This window comes from Salipiger sp. PrR007, from assembly GCF_010499845.1.
Classification (GTDB): Bacteria; Pseudomonadota; Alphaproteobacteria; order Rhodobacterales; family Rhodobacteraceae; genus Salipiger; species Salipiger pacificus_A.
This window is the reverse complement of sequence record NZ_JAAGOZ010000028.1, coordinates 49973-66493: the sequence shown is the minus strand read 5'-3', so window position 1 is coordinate 66493 and position 16521 is coordinate 49973. Positions and strand designations below refer to the sequence as shown.

General features: G+C 66.3%; 16 protein-coding genes. 6 read left to right on the top strand and 10 right to left on the bottom strand.

What is annotated here, in order from left to right; genetic code table 11:
* Positions 1 to 59: 59 nt before the first annotated feature.
* Positions 60 to 1511, bottom strand: a complete 1452-nt coding sequence (hydA, locus tag G0Q01_RS13055; RefSeq protein ID WP_164195100.1) for a dihydropyrimidinase — start codon at positions 1509 to 1511, stop codon at positions 60 to 62.
* A gap of 112 nt (positions 1512 to 1623) precedes the next feature.
* A complete protein-coding gene (locus G0Q01_RS13050; RefSeq protein ID WP_164195098.1) occupies positions 1624 to 2874 on the bottom strand; it encodes a Zn-dependent hydrolase in 1251 nt (416 codons plus the stop codon).
* A 198-nt stretch (positions 2875 to 3072) separates the two neighbouring features.
* Between G0Q01_RS13050 and G0Q01_RS13045 the strand changes: the two genes are divergently transcribed.
* Positions 3073 to 3708, top strand: a complete 636-nt coding sequence (locus G0Q01_RS13045) for a TetR family transcriptional regulator C-terminal domain-containing protein (protein WP_164195096.1) — start codon at positions 3073 to 3075, stop codon at positions 3706 to 3708.
* A 29-nt stretch (positions 3709 to 3737) separates the two neighbouring features.
* On the opposite strand, the gene preA is transcribed toward G0Q01_RS13045, so the two are convergent.
* The 3 genes from preA to rpsD all read right to left on the bottom strand — a co-directional run bounded on the left by preA (position 3738) and on the right by rpsD (position 7172).
* The gene (gene preA / locus G0Q01_RS13040) at positions 3738 to 5039 is read right to left on the bottom strand and encodes an NAD-dependent dihydropyrimidine dehydrogenase subunit PreA (protein ID WP_164195093.1); all 1302 of its coding nucleotides are present in this window, start codon (positions 5037 to 5039) and stop codon (positions 3738 to 3740) included.
* Between the two features lie 12 nt (positions 5040 to 5051).
* Entirely contained in the window at positions 5052 to 6374 is a 1323-nt protein-coding gene (locus G0Q01_RS13035) for an NAD(P)-dependent oxidoreductase (RefSeq protein ID WP_164195091.1), read from the bottom strand.
* Between the two features lie 177 nt (positions 6375 to 6551).
* Positions 6552 to 7172, bottom strand: a complete 621-nt coding sequence (gene rpsD / locus G0Q01_RS13030; RefSeq protein WP_108964563.1) for a 30S ribosomal protein S4 — start codon at positions 7170 to 7172, stop codon at positions 6552 to 6554.
* Between the two features lie 353 nt (positions 7173 to 7525).
* Between rpsD and G0Q01_RS13025 the strand changes: the two genes are divergently transcribed.
* The 4 genes from G0Q01_RS13025 (at position 7526) to G0Q01_RS13010 (ending at position 11153) form a co-directional block, all read left to right on the top strand.
* Positions 7526 to 7756, top strand: a complete 231-nt coding sequence (locus G0Q01_RS13025; protein ID WP_164195089.1) for a hypothetical protein — start codon at positions 7526 to 7528, stop codon at positions 7754 to 7756.
* A 249-nt stretch (positions 7757 to 8005) separates the two neighbouring features.
* Entirely contained in the window at positions 8006 to 9181 is a 1176-nt protein-coding gene (locus G0Q01_RS13020; protein ID WP_108964561.1) for an acetyl-CoA C-acetyltransferase, read from the top strand.
* Between the two features lie 145 nt (positions 9182 to 9326).
* Complete coding sequence (gene phbB, locus G0Q01_RS13015) at positions 9327 to 10049, top strand: acetoacetyl-CoA reductase (RefSeq protein WP_108964560.1); 723 nt, start codon at positions 9327 to 9329, stop codon at positions 10047 to 10049.
* Between the two features lie 180 nt (positions 10050 to 10229).
* The gene (locus G0Q01_RS13010; RefSeq protein ID WP_164213518.1) at positions 10230 to 11153 is read left to right on the top strand and encodes a VOC family protein; all 924 of its coding nucleotides are present in this window, start codon (positions 10230 to 10232) and stop codon (positions 11151 to 11153) included.
* Positions 11154 to 11517: 364 nt separating this feature from the next.
* On the opposite strand, the gene G0Q01_RS13005 is transcribed toward G0Q01_RS13010, so the two are convergent.
* The 3 genes from G0Q01_RS13005 to G0Q01_RS12995 form a co-directional block, all read right to left on the bottom strand.
* On the bottom strand, positions 11518 to 11691 hold the full coding sequence (locus tag G0Q01_RS13005; RefSeq protein ID WP_095881329.1) for a YdcH family protein: 174 nt from the start codon (positions 11689 to 11691) through the stop codon (positions 11518 to 11520).
* Positions 11692 to 11804: 113 nt separating this feature from the next.
* Positions 11805 to 12584 carry a methyltransferase domain-containing protein gene (locus tag G0Q01_RS13000; protein WP_164195085.1) on the bottom strand — a complete coding sequence of 260 codons (780 nt, stop codon included), beginning with the start codon at positions 12582 to 12584 and terminating at the stop codon, positions 11805 to 11807.
* The gene (locus tag G0Q01_RS12995; RefSeq protein WP_108964557.1) at positions 12581 to 12802 is read right to left on the bottom strand and encodes a DUF2007 domain-containing protein; all 222 of its coding nucleotides are present in this window, start codon (positions 12800 to 12802) and stop codon (positions 12581 to 12583) included. The genes G0Q01_RS13000 and G0Q01_RS12995 overlap by 4 nt, the downstream gene beginning before the upstream one ends.
* Positions 12803 to 12856: 54 nt before the next feature.
* Between G0Q01_RS12995 and G0Q01_RS12990 the strand changes: the two genes are divergently transcribed.
* Positions 12857 to 13858 (top strand): polyprenyl synthetase family protein, encoded by a 1002-nt coding sequence (locus tag G0Q01_RS12990; protein ID WP_164195083.1) that lies wholly within the window; start codon positions 12857 to 12859, stop codon positions 13856 to 13858.
* Between the two features lie 28 nt (positions 13859 to 13886).
* Here the strand turns inward: G0Q01_RS12990 and G0Q01_RS12985 are convergent, their stop codons facing one another.
* Positions 13887 to 14771 carry a 4-(cytidine 5'-diphospho)-2-C-methyl-D-erythritol kinase gene (locus tag G0Q01_RS12985; protein WP_164195081.1) on the bottom strand — a complete coding sequence of 295 codons (885 nt, stop codon included), beginning with the start codon at positions 14769 to 14771 and terminating at the stop codon, positions 13887 to 13889.
* Entirely contained in the window at positions 14758 to 16485 is a 1728-nt protein-coding gene (locus G0Q01_RS12980; RefSeq protein WP_164195079.1) for a tetratricopeptide repeat protein, read from the bottom strand. Before G0Q01_RS12980 ends, G0Q01_RS12985 begins: the two co-directional genes overlap by 14 nt.
* Positions 16486 to 16521: the final 36 nt, after the last annotated feature.

Below are 16521 nucleotides of genomic sequence, written 5' to 3'. Positions count from 1 at the left end.
GCGTCTTCTGGCCCCCTGCCCCGGTCGTCTTCAGTCTTCGTCAGTCCATGTTTTCGGCATCACACCCCGGATGCCGGGATGCCCGTACGCTCCACCTTGCGCGGGGCGGTCAGCTCCTTCCACGAGCTCAGCGCCTTGTTCACCGGCCCGGCGGGCGGGCGGGCGACGAACTGGCCGTGGCCCTCTTCGGAGCTCATCGCGCCTTCGGTGACCGAGACCTTGCCGCGGCTCAGCACGAATCGCGGCAGACCCTTGACCGTCATCCCCTCGAAGACGTTGTAGTCGATCGCCGATTGCTGGGTCTTGGCCGAGATCACCTTCTCGCGGTTGGGGTCGAGCACGACGATGTCGGCATCGGCCCCCACGAGGATCGCCCCCTTGCGCGGATAGATGTTGAGGATCTTGGCGATGTTGGTCGAGGTCACCGCCACGAACTCCTGCGGCGTCAGCCGGCCAGTGCCCACGCCCTGAGTCCAGAGCATCGGCAGCCGGTCCTCGAGCCCGCCGGTGCCATTCGGAATCTTGGTGAAATCACCGACCCCGTAGCGCTTCTGGTCGGTTGTGAAGGCGCAATGGTCCGTCGCCACGCAGGAGAGCGAGCCCGCGGCCAGCCCGGCCCAGAGGCTGTCTTGATGCGCCTTGTTGCGGAACGGCGGCGACATCACGCGGCGCGCGGCATGGTCCCAATCGGGGCTCGCATATTCGCTCTCGTCGAGCGTCAGGTGCTGGATCAGCGGCTCGCCCCAGACCCGCTTGCCCGCCTGCCGCGCGCGGCGGATCGCCTCGTGGCTTTCCTCGCAGCTGACATGCACCACGTAGAGCGGCACACCGGCCATGTCGGCGATCATGATGGCGCGGTTGGTGGCCTCGCCCTCGACCTGCGGCGGGCGCGAGTAGGCGTGCGCCTCGGGGCCGTTGTTGCCGGCGGCGAGCAGCTTGGCGGAGAGCTCGGCCACCACGTCGCCGTTCTCGGCATGCACCAGCGGGATCGCCCCCAGCTCGGCGCAGCGCTGGAACGAGGCGAAGAGCTCGTCGTCGTTCACCATCAGCGCGCCCTTATAGGCCATGAAGTGCTTGAAGGTGGTGATGCCGCGATCTACCACCTCCTTCATCTCGTTGAAGACTTGCTCGCTCCACCATGTGACCGCCATGTGGAACGAATAGTCGCAATGCGCGCGGGTCGATTTGTTGTCCCACATCTGCAGCGCGTCGAGCAGCCCCTGCCCCGGCGAGGGCAGCGCGAAGTCGACCACCATGGTGGTGCCACCGGCCAGCGCCGCGCGGGTGCCGCTGTCGAAGTCGTCGGCCGAATAGGTCCCCATGAAGGGCATCTCGAGGTGGGTGTGCGGGTCGATCCCGCCGGGCATCACGTAGCAGCCCGAGGCGTCCAGCACCTCGTCGCCCTTGAGGTTCTGGCCGATCTCGACAATGCGGCCGCCTTCGACCAGCACGTCTGCGTCATAGCTCAGGTCGGCGGTGACGATGGTGCCGCCCTTGATCACTGTGGACATGTTTCCCTCCCTTGGAAGTCCGTGTCCGGGATGTCTTCTAGGCAAGAATATCCCGGGAGGCCCGCGGCCCGCGGGCCGCGGACGGGGCTGAGCCCCCTATCTTTCACCGGCCTCAGGCGACGATCTCCGCGGTCTCGAGCACCGCGTGAAACAGCACGTCTGTGCCCGCCGCCGCCCAGTCCTTCGAGATCTCCTCGGCCTCGTTGTGCGAGATGCCGTCGACGCAGGGGCACATGACCATGGTCGCGGGCGCCACCTTGGCGGCCCAGCAGGCATCGTGGCCCGCGCCCGAGATGAGGTTCATATGCGAGTAGCCCAGCCGCTCGGCGGCATTGCGGACGTTCTCGACCAGCTCGGGGGCGAAGGTCACCGGGTCGAAGTGGCCGACCGGGTCGACCGCGCAGCCGACGCCCAGCTCCGTGCAGATTTCCGCGGCGCGTTGCTCGATCTCGGCGCGCATGCCGTCGAGCTTGGCCTGGTCGGGCGAGCGAATGTCGACGGTGAAGACCACGCTGCCGGGCAGCACGTTCCGCGAATTGGGCGAGAAGGTCACCTGCCCCACCCCGCCGACGGCGCCGGGCTGCGCGGCCATTGCCACCTCCTGCACCATCTCGAAGATACGGCCCATGGCCAGACCCGCGTTCACCCGCATGTCCATCGGAGTCGAGCCGGTGTGCGCGGCCTTGCCGGTCAAAGTAAACTCGAGCCACCAGAGCCCTTGGCAATGGGTGACCACGCCGATGTCCTTGCCCTCGGCCTCGAGAATCGGCCCTTGCTCGATGTGCAGTTCGTAATAGGCGTGCATCTTGCGCGCGCCGACCTCTTCCTCGCCCAGCCAGCCGATGCGCTTAAGCTCGTCGCCGTAGGTCTTGCCCTCGAGATCCTTACGTCCGTAGGCGTAATCGAGGTCAAGCACCCCGGCGAAGACCCCCGAAGCCAGCATGGCGGGGGCAAAGCGCGCGCCTTCCTCGTTGGCCCAGTTGGTGACCACGATCGGGTGCTTGGTCTTGATGCCGAGATCGTTCATCGTGCGCACCGCCTCGAGCGCGCCGAGCACCCCAAGCACCCCGTCGTACTTGCCGCCGGTTGGCTGGGTATCGAGGTGCGAGCCGACGTAGACGGGCAGCGCGTCCGGGTCCTCACCGGGGCGGGTGGCGAACATGCTACCCATGGCGTCAACACCCATGGTCATGCCCGCGGCCTCGCACCAGTTCTGGAACAGCGCGCGCCCCTCGGCATCCTCGTCGGTGAGCGTCTGGCGGTTGTTGCCCCCCGCGATGCCGGGGCCGATCTTGGCCATCTCCATCAGGCTGTCCCAGAGTCGGTCGCCATCGATCCGGAGGTTCTCGCCCGGTGCCGCCATCTTTTTGTCCTCGCTGCCTTGCTTTGCATCTTGCATTGCGCGGTCGCGCTTGCGCGGGCCGCGCGTGTTTTTTACCATTTGGTAAAGCCACGATTGCAATGCGCCCCGAACCTGTCAAGAAATCCCTGCCTTGGCTCCCGGAACGGATGCGCATAGAGCGGGCAGCGCCGCCCGGAAAAGCAGCAGCCAAGGAATGCCATGCCCGCTCCCTCCGAAATCCGCCCCGAAAAGAAGCCTAGCCGAATCCAGATCCGCAACCGCCGCAAGATCATGGACGCAGCACTTGATATCTTCTCGCAGCACGGCTTCCGCGGCGCGACGCTCGACCAGATCGCCGAGGCGGCAGGCATGTCCAAGCCCAACCTCATCTATTATTTCGACGGCAAGGAGGCGATCCACGTCGCCCTGCTGAACGCGCTGATGACCGAATGGCTCGACCCGCTGCGCGAGCTTGATGCGCAAGGCGACCCGCTCGAGGAGATCCTCGGCTACGTGCGCCGCAAGATGGAGATGAGCCGCCAGTTCCCGCGCGAGAGCCGGCTCTTCGCGATCGAGATCATCCAGGGCGCGCCGCGCATGCTGCCGCACCTCGAAAGCGATCTGAAGCCGCTCTTCGACGAGAAATGCGCGCTGATCGCGGGATGGATGGCGGCGGGCAAGCTGGCGCCGCAGGATCCGCAGCAGCTCATCATGTCGATCTGGGCGCTGACCCAGCATTTCGCCGACTTCGACACGCAGGTGCGGGTGCTGGTGCCCGACGAGGTGGCGGGCTGGACGGCCGCCAATGCCCATGTGGAAACGATCTTCCGGGCGATCCTGACGCCTGAGGGGTAAGGCAGGGCCAATAGGCCCCGCCCCTTTGATCACTCCGCCGCGCGGGCCATCGGGTTGTTGGGATGGGTGGTCCAATCGTCGAACTCGGCGGGCACCACCTTGCCGGTGCGCGGGTCCGTCGCGCCCACGTCCATCCGCTCCATGCTGATGCAGCCCTCGACCGGGCAGACGTTGACGCAGAGGTTGCAAGCCACGCATTCATCGTCCTTGACCGTGAACACCCGATCTTCGGACATGGCGATGGCCTGATGCGAGGTGTCCTCGCAGGCCGCATAGCAGCGCCCGCAGGAGATGCAGAGGTCCTGGTCGATCTTCGCCTTGGAGATGGCGTTGAGGTTCAGGTTCTGCCAGTCCGACACGTTCGGCACCGCGCGGCCTACCAGATCGGACAGCTCGACGCCCTTTTCGTCGAGATACTGCGACAGCCCCGAGATCATCTCCTGCACGACCTTGAAGCCATAGGTCATCGCCGCCGTGCAGACCTGCACGTTGCCCGCCCCCAGCGCCATGAACTCCGCCGCGTCGCGCCACGTCGTCACCCCGCCAATGCCCGAGATCGGCATCCCGCGCGTTTCCGGCGAGCGGGCGATCTCGGCCACCATGTTGAGCGCGATGGGCTTCACCGCCGGGCCGCAATAACCGCCGTGCGCGCCCTTGCCGTCGATGGTCGGCTCGGGAGCGAAGAGGTCGAGATCGACCGAGGTGATCGAGTTGATCGTGTTGATCAGGCTGACCGCATCCGCGCCCCCGCGCTTGGCCGCCTCGGCGGGCTTGCGGACGTCGGTGATGTTGGGCGTCAATTTGACGATGCAGGGCATGCGCGAGTTCTGCTTCACCCAGCGGGTCACCATCTCGATGTACTCGGGCACCTGCCCCACCGCCGAGCCCATGCCGCGCTCGCTCATGCCGTGCGGGCAGCCGAAGTTCAACTCGACGCCATCCGCGCCGGTCTCCTCGACCAGCGGCAGGATCGCCTTCCACGCCGCCTCTTCGCAAGGAACCATGAGCGAGACCACGAGCGCGCGGTCGGGATAGTCGCGCTTGACCGCCTTGATCTCGCGCAGGTTCACCTCGAGCGGGCGGTCGGTGATCAGCTCGATGTTGTTGAGCCCCAGAAGCCGCCGGTCCGCCCCCCAGATCGCGCCGTAGCGCGGGCCGTTGACGTTGACCACCGGCGGGCCTTCCTCGCCGAGGGTCTTCCAGACCACCCCGCCCCAGCCCGCCTCGTAGGCGCGGCGGACGTTGTACTCCTTGTCGGTCGGCGGCGCGGAGGCCAGCCAGAACGGGTTGGGCGATTTGATGCCCACGAAGTCACTCGTCAGATTTGCCATGTCGGTCCCTCCTCAGCGCATCAACGTGGCGTGGATGTCTTCGGCCGCGTCGCGGCCCTCGGCGACGGCGGTGACGGTCAGGTCATCCCCCCCGGCGGCGCAGTCGCCCCCGGCCCAGACCCCGGGCACGGAGGTGCGCCCCGGTCCCTCGACCGCGATCTTGCGGCCATCGAGCTCTGGCAAGCCCTCGGCAACCAGGCTCTGGCCGATGGCCCGGAAGACCTGATCGGCGGGCAGGCGGAAGCTCTCGCCCGTGGGCGTCAGATCATCGTCGGTGAACTCGAACTCGATCTCGCGCACCGCGCCGTTGCCGTGTACCGCCTTCGGCGTGGCATTGCAGATGATCCGCACGCCCTTGGCCTGCGCCAGTTCCTGCTCGAATGCGCTCGCCGCCATGCGCTCCTGCGAGCGGCGGTAGACGATGGTCACGTTGAGCGCGCCCAGCAACTTCGACTGCACGGCGGCATCGACTGCGGTCATGCCACCGCCAATCACCACCACGTCGCGGCCCACCGGCAGCGCGGCGAGATCACCCGCCTGCCGCAGATCGGCAATGAAATCGACCGCGTTCGTGACGCCCTCGCGATCGTCGCCGCCGATCCCCAGCGCATTGACCCCGCCAAGGCCCAGTCCGAGGAACACCGCGTCATAATCCGAGCTCAGCTCTGCCAACGTAATGTCACGCCCGAGCATCCGGCCCGTCTCGATGGCGATGCCACCGATTCCCAGCAGCCAGTCCACCTCGCGCGCGGCGAAATCGTCTGTGCTCTTGTAGGCGGCGATGCCGAACTCGTTGAGCCCGCCGGGCTTGGCGCGCGCATCGAGGATCACGACGTCATGACCCTTCATCGCCAGACGGTGCGCGCAGGACAGGCCCGCAGGCCCCGCCCCAACCACCGCAACGCGCTTTCCCGTCGGCGCGGCGCGCTCGAATGGGTGGGTGTTGCGCGCCATGATGCGGTCTGTGGCGTAGCGCTGCAGCCGACCGATCTCGACCGGCTTGCCCTCGGCCACCTCGCGCACGCAGACCTCCTCGCAGAGCGTCTCGGTGGGGCAGACCCGGGCGCACATGCCGCCGAGGATGTTCTGCGACAGGATCGTCTTGGCCGCCGCCTCGGGCGTGCCGGTGGCGATCTGCCGGATGAAGAGCGGAATGTCGATCGAGGTCGGGCATGCCGTCGCGCAGGGCGCGTCGTGGCAGAAATAGCAGCGATCCGCCGCCACCAGGGCCTCGTGATCATCGTAAGGTGGGTGCAGGTCCGAGAACCCCTCTTCCAGCGCCTGCGGCTCAAGCCGTCCCGCGCGGATCCCTCCTGCCAGTTGTCTTGCGTCCATCGGTCGCCTCCCCGCTGCCTTGCGCAATGGAGAAACGCTCTCACAGGTCAAATTTTTTATCAATCGGTAAAATAATTGCATCGCCCGACGCGGGGGAAATTGCTCAAAACCCGGGCAGAAACGCAGAAAGGCCGCGCATCGCTGCGCGGCCTTCCAAGGATCGTACGAACAGAAGGATCAGTTCTGCGCGTAGTATTCGATGACGAGGTTCGGTTCCATCTGAACCGCGTAGGGCACGTCGGCGAGGCCGGGGGTGCGCACGAAGGTCGCGGTCATCTTGGAGTGGTCGGCCTCGATGTAGTCGGGAACGTCACGCTCTGCGAGCTGGACGGCCTCGAGCAGAACAACCATCTGCTTCGACTTCTCGCGGACCTCGATCACGTCGCCTTCCTTCACGCGGTAGGAGGGGATGTTCACGCGCTTGCCGTTCACCATCACGTGGCCGTGGTTCACGAACTGACGGGCCGCGAAGACGGTCGGCACGAACTTGGCGCGGTAGACGACGGCGTCCAGGCGGCGCTCGAGCAGGCCGATGAGCAGCTCACCGGTGTCACCCTTGAGGCGTTCCGCGTCGCCGAAGATGCGACGGAACTGCTTCTCGGTCAGGTCACCGTAGTAGCCCTTGAGTTTCTGCTTGGCGCGGAGCTGCAGACCGAAGTCCGACATCTTGCCCTTGCGGCGCTGGCCGTGCTGGCCGGGGCCGTATTCGCGCTTGTTCACCGGGGACTTGGCACGGCCCCAGATGTTCTCGCCCATGCGGCGGTCAATTTTGTACTTGGCAGACGTGCGTTTGGTCACGGCTGATCTCCTTCATAAGTTGTGAAGGGCGTTGTCCTTCTGCCCGGAGGCCGACAGGCATCCCCTTGCGGGGGCCACCAACACCAATGAGCGGGCGCTTATATGGGGATCGCGGTGGGAGTCAACTGCTGTTTGCAGGCGCACCCTGTCTTCCCTGGCCCTGCGGCGCTTGATCCAATGCCAAACCTCGTGCCTGCAACCTGACGGGGCGCTCGGCCCGCGCGACACCGACACCACGAAGCGTGCGCGTCGCGGTCCATCACCAGCAGGTGTTGCCGGTCTTCCAGCCGGCCTGCAGGCGGGCGGGGGAAGCGCCGTGCGCGCCACCTTGCGATGCACGATTTCGGCGGGCGATGACCGCGCTTCGGCCGTATACGCGCTTCAGCTTCGACATCCTCGAGATCGGCAGACAGGTGATCCGCGGCATCGACCGGGCCCCGGACGAAGCGGTGCTGCTGCGCGTCACCGCGGCCGAATCGATTGAGACGCGGACCAAGTCAGAGCTCGCCACGACCGCCGAGGACACCTGCCTGGATCGGTACGACCAAGCCGCGCCGATCGTGCTCAAAGGGACGCTGGGCTAGGCGCCAAACGTCTCCTCTCCCTAAATTCTTGCAAAATCGGCGCAACTCCCCCTGCGGACGATTTTCTCCCGCCTGACTTCACAGCCTGCGACGAATTGCGCAAACAGGTGAGAATCGACGCCGCCGCCTCTGTGCAGTTGCGGATCCCCGCGTTATCAAAAGAACCAAGGCCAGATGCGGAGCCACTGCCCCCGCCAAGAGGGCGAGGGGACGCGGTCCGATCGCATGTTTGCTTGGAGGGAGAATTTCATGACCAATGTCGTAATCGCGTCCGCGGCACGTACCGCCGTGGGCAGCTTCAGCGGCGCCTTCGCCAATACCCCCGCCCATGACCTCGGCGCGGCCATGCTCGACGCGCTGGTCGCCCGCGCCGGCATCGACAAGGGCGAGGTGTCCGAGACCATCCTCGGCCAGGTGCTCACCGCGGCCCAGGGTCAGAACCCGGCGCGCCAGGCGCATATCAATGCCGGTCTGCCCAAGGAAAGCTCGGCCTGGTCGATCAACCAAGTCTGCGGCTCGGGCCTGCGCACCGTGATGCTGGGCGCACAGCACATCCTGCTTGGCGACGCCGACATCGTCTGCGCCGGCGGTCAGGAGAACATGACCCTTGCGCCCCATGCCGCGCATCTGCGCGCCGGCCACAAGATGGGCGATGTGAGCTACATCGACACGATGATCCGCGACGGCCTCTGGGATGCCTTCAACGGGTACCACATGGGCCAGACCGCCGAAAACGTCGCGCAGCAGTGGCAGATCAGCCGCGAGCAGCAGGACGAATTCGCGCTGGCCTCGCAGAACAAAGCCGAGGCGGCACAGAAGGCCGGCAAGTTCGACGACGAGGTGATCCCCTTCACCGTCAAGACCCGCAAGGGCGAGATCATCGTCGACAAGGACGAGTACATCCGCCACGGCGCCACCATAGAGGCGATGCAGAAGCTGCGCCCGGCCTTCGCCAAGGACGGCTCGGTCACCGCGGCCAACGCCTCGGGCATCAACGACGGCGCCGCAGGTGTGCTGCTGATGAGCGCCGACAATGCCGAAAAGCGCGGCATCGAGCCGCTCGCCCGCATCGTCTCTTACGCCACCGCGGGTCTCGACCCGTCGATCATGGGCGTCGGACCGATCCACGCCTCGCGAAAGGCGCTGGAGAAAGCCGGCTGGAAGCCCGAGGACCTCGATCTCGTCGAGGCCAACGAGGCCTTCGCCGCGCAGGCCTGCGCGGTGAACAAGGACATGGGCTGGGATCCGGCGATCGTGAACGTGAACGGCGGCGCCATCGCCATCGGCCACCCGATCGGTGCCTCGGGCGCCCGCATTCTGAACACGCTGCTCTTCGAGATGAAGCGGCGCGACGCCAAGAAGGGCCTCGCGACGCTCTGCATCGGGGGCGGTATGGGCGTCGCCCTGTGTGTCGAACGAGACTGACGACGTGAAGAGGGGCGCCCCGGCGCCCCTTTTTCTTAGCGCGGATTGCCGCACGTGGAAAATCTCTGCGCAATAATATTGCTGTAAAGTTTTAAACAGAGTAAGAACATTACCGGACTACGAAGGTTCCGAATTGGAGGGAAGAATGACGAAAGTTGCATTGGTCACCGGCGGCAGCCGCGGGATCGGGGAGGCGATCTCGAAGGCACTCAAGGCCGAAGGTTACGAAGTCGCAGCGACATACGCCGGCAACGACGAGAAGGCCCAGGCCTTCACCGCGGAAACGGGCATCAAGACCTACAAGTGGAACGTCGCGGATTACGAGGCATCCAAGGCTGGCATCGCGCAGGTCGAGGCGGATCTCGGCCCGATCGACGTGGTGGTGGCCAATGCCGGCATCACCCGCGACGCGCCCTTCCACAAGATGACCCCCGAGCAATGGAAAGAGGTCATCGACACCAACCTCACCGGCGTGTTCAACACCGTGCACCCGCTCTGGCCGGGCATGCGCGAGCGCAAGTTCGGGCGGGTCATCGTCATCTCGTCGATCAATGGCCAGAAGGGCCAGTTCGCGCAAGTGAACTACGCCGCAACCAAGGCGGGTGATCTAGGCATCATCAAGTCTCTGGCGCAGGAAGGCGCACGCTATGGCATCACCGCCAATGCCATCTGCCCCGGGTACATCGCCACCGAGATGGTCATGGCCGTGCCCGAGAAGGTGCGCGAGCAGATCATCGCGCAGATCCCCGCCGGCCGCCTTGGCGAGCCCGAGGAGATCGCCCGCTGCGTGGTCTTCCTCGCCGACGAGAAGGCTGGCTTCGTGAACGGCTCGACAATCTCGGCCAACGGCGGTCAGTTCTTCGTCTGACGCCCGCGCAGACATGATCAATGACAGGCCCCGGGCGCCCGCTCCGGGGCCTTTTGGTATAACAGGTCGGCACCTTTCCGTCGGCTGTGCACTGATGCAGCCCTTTCGCGCGGCCATATTCGTTTTCAGAAAACCCGCTAGCGCCTATATGGGGATCAATTCTTCATCAGGAGAGAGACCATGCTTACACAGATCAAGGGCCTGCATCACGTGACCGCGCTGGCCAGCAGTGCGTCTCGGAACAACACCTTCTTCACCCACACGCTTGGCCTGCGGCGGGTCAAAAAGACCGTCAACTTCGACGCCCCCGACGTCTATCACCTTTACTACGGTGACGAACTGGGCACTCCCGGCAGCGTCATGACCTACTTCCCCTTCCCCCATGCCACCCGCGGCCGCCGGGGCACCGGCGAGGTCGCGACCACCGCCTTCGCCGTCCCCGAGGGGTCGCTCGACGCCTGGGAGGCGCGACTGACCGAGGCCGGCGTCACCGGGATCGACCGGCTCAACCGCTACGGCGAGCACCGCCTCGCCTTCGAGGGACCGGACGGCGAAGGGCTGGCACTGGTCGAGGCCGAAGACAGCCGTCTTCCCTGGACCGTTGGCAGTGTCGGTGAGGACATTGCGATCCGCGGCTTCCACTCGGTGCAGATGCGCCTGCGCGACGCGGGGCCGACCGCCGAGCTGATGGGCGCCATGGGCTACAAGGAAGAGTGCCGCCAGGCCAACGTGATGCGCCTGGTGTTGCCGGAGCATAATGGTGCGGGCACCATCGACATTGAAACCGTCGACGCCCCCCAAGGAACCCAGAGCGCCGGCAGCGTCCATCACATCGCCTTCGCGGTGGAGGATCGCGCGGCACAGCTCGAAGTGCGCAAGGCGCTCACCGAGCAGGGCTACCAGATCACGCCGCAGATCGACCGGGATTACTTCTATGCGATCTACTTCCGAAGCCCCGGCGGCGTTCTCTTCGAAGTGGCGACCAACGAACCCGGCTTCGACCGTGACGAGGATCGCGCGCACCTCGGCGAGGCGCTGAAGCTGCCGAGTCAGCACGCGCATCTGCGCGAGCAGCTCGAGAAGACCCTCGAGCCCATCGACTGATGTCTTCCGGGACCAATTTATCGCAGATTGGAATCCCTCCTCTCAAGGCAGCGCCCCCGGAGTTTGGGTCTCCGGGGGCGCTTTCTTTGACAGGGCGCGGCACGCACGACCTTCCGAATGCGCGGACCAATCGGGCCGCGGCCATCCTTGCAAGGGTGAAAAGGGATGCGTGTTGAAAGGCGTGCTCTGAAATGCCGCATCGTCGCGCGCCGGTTGGCGCCTTGCCCTGCTGCCCGGGCCCGGAGATTCGGGCCCGGAACCTCTGCGATCCTGAGGCGCGGCGGCCACTTGGATCGGTGTCTCACGTCCACTCTCGAGGCAGGTAGGTGGCTGTCCCTCGCGGGTGCTGCCTGCCCGTGCCTAGTTAGGTGGCCTCTGCCGAGAGCCGGCTAATCTCTTCCTTGATCCGGAGTTTCTGCTTCTTCAGGGCTGCAACATGCAGGTCGTCCACGCCCGGACTACGCTGCATTTCTTCCACCGTGGTGGCGAGGTTCTGGTGCTTCTTCTTCAGTTCCTGCAGGTGAGAAGTTAAGCTCATTATATCCTCCTTCTTGCTTTGGGCACATACAGTGCAGCATAACTTTTACATTCTGTCACGCCGCACCCGCAGCATTGCTTAGCGCAGGCTCAAGGCGATGCTCGGACTTTCGCTCACCCACCAAAGATGATCGATTTTCCGTCACGCAAGGCTGCTTTAACGACATTTGTATAATCTTCGCCGTCTTCAAGGTGGCACGCGCCAGCGTGAAGCACGAGCGGCGGGCAAAGGCGGAAAGCTGCCCGCCCTCCTTTGCGTCCGCGCGCGAGAATCAGCCGGGGCGCGCGGCCCTCGCGCGGGGCAAGCGGCAGCACCTCGACAGAGCCCAGATGCGCATTCAGCGCGGCCAGCAGTTCCGGCAACCGCTCCACCCGTTGCACGAAGGTCGCGGTACCGCGTGGCTTGAGACGCTTCGCGGCCAGCGCCACCCAATCCCCCAGCGGAAGCGCGCCGGCCTGCGCCAGCTCGATCCCCGCATCCGGCGAGACGCTGCGCTTGCCCGGCTCGAAATACGGCGGGTTGGCGAAAACGTGATCGAAGCAGCGCGCCTTCAGCGCGGCGGGCGGCCGCGCGAGGTCCGCTTCGAGGATCTCCCCCTCGAGACCGTTCTCGGCAATGTTACGCCGCGCGAGCGCGGCATAGCCGGGCTGAAGCTCCACGCCGGCCACCCGCAGCCCGCCAACACGCACGCCAAGACAGACCAGCGCCGGGGCTGCGCCGCAGCCGAGCTCCAGCACCTCCTGCCCGGGCCGCGCCTCGACACTCGCCGCCAGCAGTACGGGATCCACCCCGGCGCGATATCCAAGACCTTGTTTCGGCTGCCATATCTTTGCACGCCCGCCGAGGAAGTCGTCGCAGCGCAGCGCCTCCTCGGCAAAGATGTCGCGTCTCACGCGCCGGACTCGAACGAAATGCCGAAGTCGCGCAGCACCCGCCGTGCCGCCTCGAGCTCGCCGCTGCGGACCATCAGCCTGCGCGGAAGTATACCCAAGGAGCCCTCGAGGACGCTCATATTTACGTCCAACTCAAAGCTGTCTATACCCTGCCCATCAAGGAGGGTCTTCGCCAGCGGTATCAGGGTGATGTCGGTTGTGCGCAGAAGTTCTTCCATACTGGGGATGTAAGGACAGGGCCCCGGCCTTGTCGAGCCTGTGACGGGGGTCTGATGGGCTTGGATACGGCAAAAGCGAAACCGCACGATCGCCTGGCGTCGATGCTGTCCGACGAGATGGGTGCGGTGAACACCCTGATCCGCGAGCGGATGGCCTCGAAACATGCGCCGCGCATCCCGGAGGTGACCGCGCATCTGGTCGAGGCGGGCGGCAAGCGCCTGCGTCCGATGCTGACGCTGGCCGCGGCGAATATCTGTGGCTACGACGGCCCCTACCACGTGCATCTCGCCGCGACGGTGGAGTTCATCCATACCGCGACCCTGCTGCATGACGACGTGGTCGACGAAAGCGCGCAGCGGCGCGGCCGGCCCACCGCCAACCTGCTGTGGGACAACAAGTCCTCGGTGCTGGTCGGCGACTATCTCTTTGCCCGCAGCTTCCAGCTGATGACCGAGACCGGCAACTTGCGCGTGCTGGAAATCCTGTCGAACGCCTCTGCAACCATCGCCGAGGGCGAGGTGCTGCAACTCACCGCTGCGCAGGATCTCGGCACCACCGAGGACATCTACCTGCAGGTCGTGCGCGGCAAGACCGCCGCGCTCTTCTCGGCCGCGACCGAGGTGGGCGGAGTCATTTCCGGGGCCGACCCGGCGCAGGTGCAGGCGCTCTTCGATTATGGCGACGCGCTTGGCATCGCCTTCCAGATCGCCGATGACCTGCTCGATTACATGGGTGAAAGCGCGGCCACCGGCAAGAACGTCGGCGACGACTTCCGCGAACGAAAGTTGACCCTGCCCGTAATCAAGGCCGTGGCCGCCGCCGACTCCGAGGAGCGCGCCTTCTGGCAGCGCACCATCGAGAAGGGCAAGCAGGAAGAGGGCGATCTCGACTACGCGCTCGAGCTGCTGCACAAGCACGGGGCGCTGGACGCCACGCGCGAGGATGCGCTCGGCTGGTCGGAAAAGGCCAAGGCCGCGATGGCGCAGCTGCCGCAGTCCGAACTCCGCGACGTGATGATCGAGTTGGCAGATTTCGTGGTGGCGCGGCTCTACTGAGCCCGCGCCCGTCGCGGTAAGGCCAAGATCAGCCCCGGCGCGGCATCGCCCGCGCCTGCTGATCCCCCAAGAGCCCCTCGGCGATCCACCACTCCGGGCGGGCCGCGCGCAGGGCCTCTGCCCCCGCCCCTGCCTCTGCCATCGTGGCGAAGAGCCCGAAGCAGGTGGCCCCCGATCCCGACATGCGCGCCAGCCGGCAGCCCGGCAGAGCGGCCAGTTCCGCCAGCAGGGTGCCGATCACCGGCTCCAGCGCGATGGCCGCGGGCTCCATGTCGTTGCGCATGCCCGCCAGCCAGTTGATCAGCGGCTCGGGTTCGGTGAACTCCGGCAGATGCTCGGGCATCGGGGGATTGTCGCGCGCGGTGAGGCTACGGAAAATCTGCGGTGTCGAGACCGGCACCCGCGGGTTGACGAGCACAGCGGGCAGCGGGGGCAGGCTGACGTGCGTCAGACCTTCGCCGATCCCGCGAACCCGTACCGGGCGCGAAGCAAGACACATGGGCACGTCCGCCCCGAGCGCCAGAAGCGCCGCTTCCGCCCGCGCCAGACCATCGGCATCCAACGCCCCGGCCTCGGCCAGCACGGCGCGGGCCGCCGCCGCAGCGTCCGCCGAGCCGCCGCCGATGCCCGAGGCCACCGGCAGGACCTTTTCCAGCACGATCGCGGCGCCCTGACCCTCCCCCACCATGGCGGCGGCGCGCAGGGCGAGATTGTCGCCATTGGCGGGCAGCCCCTCGGCCTCCGGCCCTTCGAGGCGAAGGGTCAGCTCCTCGGCTGGCGCGACGCGAAGCGTGTCGCCCACCGGCGCGAAGGCGACCAGCGAGTCGAGCAGGTGATAGCCGTCGTCGCGCTGGCCGGTAATGTGCAGGGTCAGATTGACCTTCGCCGGGGCGAAGACGTCACTCCACGTCATGCGCCACCTTCAGCGGCGGCCGGCCCTCTTCGGCAAGCACGGTATCGAGCCCAACTGCCAGCTTCCGGCGGATACGCTCTGGCTCGACATCGTCCGAGGCGTCTTCCCAGCCGACGAAGGAGAGCGCGCGCTGCCACTGGAAGCGCGCCTCGGTCTTGCGGCCGACGGCCCAGTAGACGTCGCCGAGGTGGTCGTTGACCACCGGGTCGACCGCCATCAGCTCGGCAGCGCGCTCCATGTGGCCCACCGCCTCGTCGTAGCGCCCCAGCCGGTAGAGCGCCCAGCCGAGGCTGTCGACGATATAGCCGCTCTGCGGCTCTGCCTCGACGGCGCGCTCGATCATCTCCAGCGCCTCGTCGAGGTTCACGTGGTGCTCGACCATGGAATACCCGAGGTAGTTCAGCACCTGCGGCTGGTTCGGCACGAACTCCAGCGCGGCGCGGAAGTCCTTTTCGGCGGCCTCCCAGTTCCCGTCCCGCTCCTTGCAGATCCCGCGGGCGTAATAGAGGAACCATTGCGCCGGATCGGGCTCGGCGAAGGTGGCCAGCGCCCGGTCATAGGCGGTGATCGCCTCCCCGTAGCGCTCGAGCTGCCGCATCAGATCCCCAAGCGCCGATTGCACCGCCGGCAGGTTGCCATGCGTGTCGGCCAGCTGTTCCAGCACCTCGACCGCGGCATCGAGCTTGCCCTCGGCGCGCAGCGCGTCGGACCGGCCCAGCTCTGCCACGTGGTATGCGGCATCTTCGCGTGGCACGCGGCGATAGGTAGCGGCGGCGAGCTCGTACTGGCCCATCTTCTCCAGCAGTTCACCCGCCATCAGCAGCGCGCCGACGTGATCGGGGCGCAGGTACTCGGCCACGCGCACGTGCAGCAGCGTGTAATCCTCGGCGGATTCATTGGCCAGCGCACCGGCAATGGTGAAGAAGACCTCGGCAATGCCGTCGCGGGCCGAGGTGACGATGTCGAATGGCAGCGTCTCGCCCGCCTCGAGCTTGGCACGCAGATCCTCCATGCCGGGGTCGAGCTGCTGCCCGAAGGCCTCGTCGATCAGCGACACGGCATCGGACTGGCGGTTGATCTGCGACAAGATCTGGATCCGCGCCAGCACCGCGCTGCGGGTCATCTGCATGCCGCCGCCCGCAGGATCGGCAAAAATCGCCTCGGCCCCCTCGAAGTCGCCGACGGATGCCAGCGCCATGGCCTTGTGATAGGCGGCGAAACCGGCGAGTCCACGCTCTTCGGCCACGGCATCGAAGGAGGCCAGTGCCGCGCTCACGTCGCCGCGGCCCAGCTCGGCCCAGGCCTTCAGCAGCCCGTCGACCAGCGCCCCCGCCGAGCGGCCTTCTTCGATCCGCTTCAGCAGCTCGGCGTAGTTCTCTTCGTGGGCCAGCACGGCAATCTCGGCAAGCTGGCCGATCTGACTGCTGTGGCCCAGTGCCGTGAGACGTTCGGCCAGCGCCTCGGCCCGGACGAAATCGCCGAGGCCGATGTTCGCCAGCGCGGCGCGCTCGAGCAGGTCTGCGTTCTCGGGGTCGTGCTTGACCGCCTCGCCGTAGTAGCGGGCCGCCGCCTTGAAGTCCCCGGCGAAGCTGGCCTGCCGTGCGGCAAGGTAGTCGCCCGACAGGCTGTCGGCGGAAACCGCCCCGGCCCCTGCCACCATCAGTGCAAGCGCGAGAACCGTGCCGCGAAGTGTCCCGAATGCCTTGCCCGACATGCCGCCTCCTGTTGATTGGTTGGCGCGAAGACTAGA